This window comes from Xanthomonas albilineans (assembly GCF_002939705.1).
GTDB classification, from domain to species: Bacteria; Pseudomonadota; Gammaproteobacteria; order Xanthomonadales; family Xanthomonadaceae; genus Xanthomonas_A; species Xanthomonas_A albilineans.
The window spans coordinates 1-285 of record NZ_MDCB01000132.1 but is presented as its reverse complement, the minus strand read 5'-3'; the positions used below and the strand labels follow the sequence as shown (position 1 = coordinate 285).

The window sequence follows — 285 nt, the reverse complement described above, 5'->3', positions numbered from 1 at the left end:
GCCGACGGATCGTCCGCGTCCGCCCCGGCAGGACCATGCCGGAGCAACACTGGAAGTGGTCGTGGAGCCACAGCAGTTGCAGGCGCTGAAGGCACTGAGCCAGCGGCATGGGCTGACGCTGTATATGACGTTACTGGCCAGTTGGGCACTGTTGTTGTCGCGTCTGTCTGGACAGGACGATGTTGTCATTGGTAGCCCGGTGGCCAATCGTGGGAGGTCGGAGACCGAAGGGCTGATCGGGTTCTTCGTGAACACGCTGGCGTTGCGGGTGGAGGTGTCGGGTTC

General features: G+C 62.8%; 1 protein-coding gene. It reads left to right on the top strand.

Translation table 11 applies throughout. The features are described 5' to 3' along the window. The coding region (locus XalbCFBP2523_RS16090) for a condensation domain-containing protein (RefSeq protein ID WP_146084173.1) at positions 1-285 on the top strand (285 nt) is incomplete at both ends.